Here is a 6,277-nt window from a genome sequence, read left to right as displayed (position 1 = left end):
CCGATTGTCTGGCGCTGTTGCAGGTCGATGACAAAGGCTTGTCATACAAAATCCACTGGGGCTTGAGTAATGGTGGCCTGCCAACCTCTGAACTGGCAGCTCACTTCCAGTCCCACAGCGTGCGCAAGCAGGTCTCAAACGGCGTTGATCGCGTGATCATGCACTGTCACGCCACCAACTTTATGGCGCTGAGCTATGTGGTCGATCTTGATTCCGCACGCTTTACACGCCTGCTGTGGGAAGGCAGTACCGAATGTCTGGTGGTGTTCCCGGATGGCGTCGGTATTCTGCCGTGGATGGTGCCAGGCACTGACGGAATTGGTCAGGCGACAGCCGACGCGATGGCAAACCACAGCATTGTGATGTGGCCGTTTCATGGCATCTTTGGCGCCGGTCCAAACCTCGATGAGACCTTTGGCCTGATCGATACTGCGGAGAAGTCCTCCGAAGTGGTGGTGAAAGCGCTGTCGATGGGTGGCATTCGTCAAAGCATTACTACTGAGAAACTGATCGCGCTGGGTGAACGCTTTAACGTTAAGCCGTGGCAAGCCGCGCTGCAGGCGGAGCGCAGCGATGTTGCGTAAAGCCTTTGTGATGCAGGTGCATGCACACTGCCACGATGAGTATCTGCGCCGCCATACGCCAATTTGGCCGGAGCTGGCCGAGACGTTAAAAGCGCATGGCGCGCACAATTACGCTATCTGGCTTGATGCTGAACGCAATCTGCTGTTTGCCAGTGTAGAAATTGAGTCTGAAGCGCGCTGGGAAGCCGTGGCAAAAACGGAAGTGTGTCAGCGTTGGTGGGCATCCATGAAGGACTTAATGCCATCGAATCCGGATAACAGTCCGGTGAGCGCGGCGTTAAAACCGATGTTTTTCCTGCCTTAACGCTCGCTCGTCTCACTATTCGTATTGAGGCGATAAATTCAGGCCGACAGGGAAGTCGGCCTGAATTTTATTTGGTGCTCAACTCACAATATCCCGCCAGAGCGGGCCAGATTGCCATCTGCGTATCCACAATCTGGTCAAGATCCTCACGATTAGCCCCTTCACGAGCACGTACCGACATCCCCTGTAGCAAACACGCCAGATAGCTGGCTAAGGTTGCACTATTGGCACATTGCGGTAATTCGCCGCGCTGCTGCCGGGTATCAAGGAATGCTTTTAACGCTGATTCCTGCGCATGATGCTGTTGCGCCAGCATTTGCGCCACTTCTTCCGAGCCGGAAGAGAGCGCGCTCGACGTACAAATGAAAAAACAGCCTGCTGGCTTATCACATTCAGTGAAGCACGCGGCGGTTGCACGAAAATAGGCTTCAATTGCCGTTTTCACGTCTGATGCATCATCGTTCAGCACTGCGTTGCGTTGTGCGCTGAAGGTTTCAATGTATCGCTGCATCGCCGCGCGGAATAAACCCTCTTTATTCTCAAACTCAGCATAAAGGGTTGGGGCTTTCGCGCCGGTTGCGTTAACCAAATCGGACAACGACGTGCCTTCATAACCATGCGCCCAGAACAACATCAATGCCTTGTCCAGGGCATCATTGCGATCAAACACTTTAGGGCGACCGCGCGTTTTCCTGTTCACTACATCGATCAATTCTGTCATTGGGCACCTCAAAGCTAGAAACACCCAATTAAATTACCGATCATTAAATAAATATGCAAGCGCAGCCCGGAATGAGCCTGTTCGTCTTTGCCAGTTTGTGCTTTTAGCTGTCGAAAGCACCCAAATGGATAAGTCGAATAGGGCTGGGAAGCCCATAATCACGCCACTTCCTATTAAAATAATGACCGTTAATAAAATGATTGACGCGCGCACCCTTTCGGCAGTAGCATTTAATTAACGGTTGTTAACTTAATCGCGACCGAACCTAATTCATCTGTTTAAGAGAGCAAAATTATGAAAAGCATCAAACTGACCCTGGCCGCTGTAGCATTGTCTTCAATCGCGTTTGGTAGCATGGCTGCAGATCTGGTAAACGAAGCGCCACTCAATCAACAGCAAGTTGGTGTGGTTAGCGCTTCAGGCAGCACCAATCTGACATCGCTGGAGAATCAGCTATCGGAAAAGGCCAATGCTGCCGGAGCAAAGTCATTCCGCATCACTTCGACCTCTGGCAACAACAAGCTAAATGGCACAGCAGTAATTTATAACTAAGAGAATTGAGCGGAGTGCGATTAAGCATTCCGTAAGAAGTGAATAAAAGGCTTCAGAAGATAATCCTTCTGAAGCCTTTTTTCTTATCCGTTAGAACGCAGTTGAGGATAGCGGCGGAAGATAGCGATACACCAGAACAGTGCAACAAGACCAATAATGCCGCCGACGTTACCAACGTCCGACATTTGCATATGCAAGCTGACCTGATTACCCAGCAGCGCACCTGCGCCGATACCGATGTTGTAGATACCCGAGAACAGCGACATCGCGACGTCGGTGGCATCCGGTGCCAGCGCCAAAACGCGCACCTGCATCGCCAGACCAATCATCATCATTGCCATGCCCCAAACGATGCACAGCACGGTGATTGCAGCGGGACGTACTGCGGCAAACACCAGCAAGCCCATGCTTAAGGTGATCATCGCGATAGCAGCGATCAGCATTGCCGACGGGAATTTATTGCCCAGCGTACTGAACAGCACGCTGCCGATAATGCCCGCCGATCCAAACAGCAATAAAAGCAGGGTAGTGAAATTGTCATCCGCATTAGCGACCACCTGCATAAACGGTTCGATGTAGCTATAAGCGGTGTAATGCGCCGTCACCACCACAGTAACCAGAATGTACATTGCTACCAGCGCCGGACGACGGAATAACATCGGTACGCTACTCAGTGAACCGGTGTGTTCGCTCGGCAGACGCGGCAGGATGCGCATCAGCAAAATCAGCAACACCAATGCAGACAAACCGATCATGCCGAAGGTGGTGCGCCAGCCAAGATATTGACCGACGATGCGCCCAATCGGCACGCCCAGCACCATTGCCAGCGCGGTACCGGTTGCCAGCATACTTAACGCCTGAGTTTTCTTACCTGCAGGCGCCACGCGAATGGCCAGCGAAGCGGTAATTGACCAGAACACCGCGTGCGCCAAGGCAATACCAATGCGCGAGATCACCAGCGAGGTGAAATCCCATGCCACAGACGAGAGCACATGGCTGGCGACAAACACGATGAACAACACGGCCAACAGCAGGCGACGCTCAATATTGCGCGTCAGAAGCATCAACGGCAGCGACAATAGTGCGACGTCCCACGCATAGATGGTCAGCATGATGCCAACATCGGCAGTCTTCATGTCATAGCTGGCGGCGATATCTGACAGCAAACCAACAGGCACGAATTCTGTGGTGTTAAAGACAAAAGCAGCAATAGCCAGCAATACAACGCGTAGCCAGGCCGTTTTACGGGAAACAGTAGTAGATTGCATGGAGTTCAAATCTGTCAGACGGCGAGTGAAAGGGCGAAATGGCACCCCAGAAAGTGACCAAAGTCACAAATTGCCGCTATTGTGGAGCATTAATGAGCGGAGGGAAACCGTTTGTCGGGCTTTTATTACTGATTATTTTTTATCGTGGAAGGCGTTGTTAATAGCCTGAGGTTATTACGCTTTCTGGCATGGAGTCGAGAGTAATCAGGGGTGATGAAATGAGAGAAGAGGCGACTGGACCTGACGCCGCAATGAACGTCTTAAGGTCCAGTTATTATTACACTTAAATTTATAGTTATTATGAAACGCCTCAGCAGTGCTTAACAAAACAGCGGGGACACCTTACCACTCTCAAATCATGATTATCAGAGTCTCACCATGTGTTTTAGTGCCACACTATTTTGAGTCGTCATGTTTTTTTTTACCCCAACCGGACAACAGTGCTCGCAGCCCAACGCGCTGGCATAAAATTTACGTGCTTGCTGGATGGCGGCATTTGGCGTGTAGAATGTACCAAGAAAACGGCGTGCCTCATCAGTGGGTAAAAACGGGCATCCCGTTGCATGTACTACATGGTTGTCGTTATAGCCGGCGTGCTTATCGACGTAATAATAGAGTCCCATCTAACGACCTCATTGCTGTGAAATAAAAAAAGTCTAACTATTGTTGGAATGGAATGAATTATAGCGACGAATAGCCGTTTTGTTTTATCTGGGACTGTGAGATCGCCGTATGGCATACACTTGAGATGGGAACGGGGCGCATTAGCCCCGTTTAACAGATGAAAGGTATTACAGTTTCCGGCACTGCAAACGCCAGCCGACCAGCAAAGCCATTAATAATAGCAGGCTAATGAATAGCGTTACTCCCATCCAGCCGTAGCTGTGCCAGAACACGCCGCCCAAGGTACCGGCCACGCTGGAACCGACGTAATAACTGAAGAGATAAAGTGACGATGCCTGGCCTTTAGCACGGCGCGCACGTGGACCAATCCAGCCGCTGGCAACCGAGTGTGCGGCAAAGAATCCGGCGGTGAACAGCATCATTCCAGGCAAAATCAGCCACAGCGAGTTAAACGCCGTCAGCAGCAATCCCGCCAGCATAATTGCTGTTGCACCGATCATCACCGGACCGCGCCCAAAGCGGCTGGTCATCGCGCCCGCTTTTGGTGAACTCCATGAACCAGTCAGATACACCACCGACAGCAATCCGACCACCGCCTGGCTCAGTGACCACGGCGAACTTAACAGGCGATACCCGATGTAGTTGAACAGCGTGACGAACGCGCCCATCAGCAGGAAGCCTTCTGCGAACAGCAGCGGCAGACCTTTATCGCGCCAGTGCAGACGGAAGTTGATCAGCAAACTGCGCGGCCGCAGCGACGCCGGACGAAAATGTCGGGATGCAGGCAGAATTTTCCAGAACATCAGCGCGCCCGCCAACGCGAAGCAACCAATAACACCCACCGCAACGCGCCACGAGAAGAAATCGGTCAATACGCCAGTTAACAGGCGTCCGCTCATACCACCAATCGAGTTACCGCTGATATACAGCCCCATGGAAAAGGCGATAACACGTGGATGAATCTCTTCACTCAGATAGGTCATGCCAACGGCCGCAACGCCGCTCAGCGATAAGCCAATCAGCGCGCGCATCAGCAAAATGCCTTGCCAGCTGCTCATGCAGGCGGAAATCAAAGTGCAGATGGCGGCGAGCAACAGCGCGGTAACCATCACCGATTTACGGCCAATTGCATCCGACAGCGGCCCAGTAAACAGCAATCCTAACGCCATTAAGCCGGTGGAGAGCGAGAGAGAAATACTGCTTTGCGCCGGAGAAACGCCAAACTGCTGCGATAGCACCGGCAGAATCGGCTGTACGCAATACAGCAAGGCGAAAGTGGCAAGACCGGCGGAGAACAGCGCTAGCGTCACGCGCATAAACTGCGGCGATCCGCGTTCAATCCATTCTGAAGGGGTTGCAGCTGGAGCAGGCTTTACGGATAACTCGTCTTCATCGAGTATCACCGCCTGGGAAGAGCGACTCACGGAACATCCTCGTTTGAACCATTATGGCGTTACTGTAGAAAAGCGTTAATAGGTTGTACAATATATTAATAATCTCAAATGAGACGTTTAAAATATGAATGTTGAGTTACGTCATTTACGCTATTTCATTGCGGTCGCGGAAGAGCTGCATTTTGGTCGAGCCGCGCAGCGCCTGAATATTTCGCAACCGCCGTTGAGTCAGCAGATTCAGCAGCTGGAACAGGAAATTGGCGCGCAGCTATTTACCCGCACCAATCGCAGCGTACAGATCACACCCGCTGGCGCGCTGTTTTTGCAGGATGCGCGTGGCATTTTGTTACAGGTCGAGCAGGCCGCCCGCCGCGCCGCACGCGTGCACACCGGTCAGGAAGGCGAGTTGCGCATTGGTTTTACCTCGTCAGCGCCGTTTACCGGTCTGGTTTCAGATGCGTTATATCAATTCCGTCAGCGCTGGCCGGAAGTGCACATTCATATGCAGGAGAACAACACGCGGCAGCAGCTTGCGCCACTTCATGACGATCGACTCGATCTCGGTGTGATGCGCAATACGCCGCTGCCCAGCGATCTGCAGCATCGCGTATTACTGCGTGAGCCGCTTTGTGCTGTGGTGCATTGGGCGCATCCGCTGGCCGATGCGGAGTCGATCTCAATTCAGGCATTAGCCAGCGAGCCGTTTGTATTTTTTGATCCGCAAGGCGGCACCGCGTTGTACGGTGAAATTCTGGCACTGCTGCATCGTTATCAAATCAAACCGTTTATTACTCAGGAAGTGGGCGAGGCGATGACCATTCTGGGGTTGG

8 protein-coding genes are annotated in these 6,277 nt (G+C 52.2%); 4 read left to right on the top strand and 4 right to left on the bottom strand.

Features of this window, described 5'->3' with window-relative positions:
* Together rhaD and rhaM are read left to right on the top strand one after the other, a co-directional pair.
* Positions 1 to 584 (top strand): rhamnulose-1-phosphate aldolase (gene rhaD / locus RTY00_RS17950; RefSeq protein ID WP_312665338.1); only part of this gene is annotated, 584 nt, incomplete at its 5' end.
* Positions 574 to 888, top strand: a complete 315-nt coding sequence (gene rhaM, locus RTY00_RS17945) for an L-rhamnose mutarotase (RefSeq protein WP_008108878.1) — start codon at positions 574 to 576, stop codon at positions 886 to 888. The genes rhaD and rhaM, both read left to right, overlap by 11 nt.
* A gap of 67 nt (positions 889 to 955) precedes the next feature.
* Here rhaM and RTY00_RS17940 read toward each other — a convergent pair whose 3' ends face one another.
* Positions 956 to 1,609 carry a TetR/AcrR family transcriptional regulator gene (locus RTY00_RS17940; protein ID WP_008108880.1) on the bottom strand — a complete coding sequence of 218 codons (654 nt, stop codon included), beginning with the start codon at positions 1,607 to 1,609 and terminating at the stop codon, positions 956 to 958.
* A gap of 294 nt (positions 1,610 to 1,903) precedes the next feature.
* On the opposite strand from RTY00_RS17940, the gene bhsA reads away from it, so the two are divergent.
* Entirely contained in the window at positions 1,904 to 2,161 is a 258-nt protein-coding gene (bhsA, locus tag RTY00_RS17935) for a multiple stress resistance protein BhsA (protein ID WP_312665337.1), read from the top strand.
* An 83-nt stretch (positions 2,162 to 2,244) separates the two neighbouring features.
* Here the strand turns inward: bhsA and RTY00_RS17930 are convergent, their stop codons facing one another.
* From RTY00_RS17930 to RTY00_RS17920, 3 genes are all read right to left on the bottom strand, one after another.
* Positions 2,245 to 3,429 (bottom strand): sugar transporter, encoded by a 1,185-nt coding sequence (locus tag RTY00_RS17930; RefSeq protein ID WP_312665336.1) that lies wholly within the window; start codon positions 3,427 to 3,429, stop codon positions 2,245 to 2,247.
* Positions 3,430 to 3,794: 365 nt separating this feature from the next.
* Positions 3,795 to 4,052, bottom strand: a complete 258-nt coding sequence (locus RTY00_RS17925) for a hypothetical protein (protein ID WP_008108886.1) — start codon at positions 4,050 to 4,052, stop codon at positions 3,795 to 3,797.
* A 168-nt stretch (positions 4,053 to 4,220) separates the two neighbouring features.
* The gene (locus tag RTY00_RS17920; protein WP_312665335.1) at positions 4,221 to 5,477 is read right to left on the bottom strand and encodes an MFS transporter; all 1,257 of its coding nucleotides are present in this window, start codon (positions 5,475 to 5,477) and stop codon (positions 4,221 to 4,223) included.
* Positions 5,478 to 5,571: 94 nt separating this feature from the next.
* Here RTY00_RS17920 and RTY00_RS17915 point away from each other — a divergent pair.
* Positions 5,572 to 6,277, top strand: a 706-nt coding sequence (locus RTY00_RS17915) for a LysR substrate-binding domain-containing protein (protein WP_312665334.1), incomplete at its 3' end; no start/stop codon positions are given.

This window comes from Pantoea sp. CTOTU49201 (genome assembly GCF_032054795.1).
GTDB lineage: Bacteria > Pseudomonadota > Gammaproteobacteria > Enterobacterales > Enterobacteriaceae > Pantoea > Pantoea symbiotica.
This window is presented reverse-complemented; position numbering and strand designations above follow the sequence as displayed.

What these genes read in the sequence shown, in the direction of transcription:
- rhaM (WP_008108878.1), top strand. Translation starts at nt 574, where the DNA reads ATGTTGCGTAAAGCCTTTGTGATGCAGGTGCATGCACACTGCCACGAT.
- RTY00_RS17940 (WP_008108880.1), bottom strand. Translation starts at nt 1,609, where the DNA reads ATGACAGAATTGATCGATGTAGTGAACAGGAAAACGCGCGGTCGCCCT.
- bhsA (WP_312665337.1), top strand. Translation starts at nt 1,904, where the DNA reads ATGAAAAGCATCAAACTGACCCTGGCCGCTGTAGCATTGTCTTCAATC.
- RTY00_RS17930 (WP_312665336.1), bottom strand. Translation starts at nt 3,429, where the DNA reads ATGCAATCTACTACTGTTTCCCGTAAAACGGCCTGGCTACGCGTTGTA.
- RTY00_RS17925 (WP_008108886.1), bottom strand. Translation starts at nt 4,052, where the DNA reads ATGGGACTCTATTATTACGTCGATAAGCACGCCGGCTATAACGACAAC.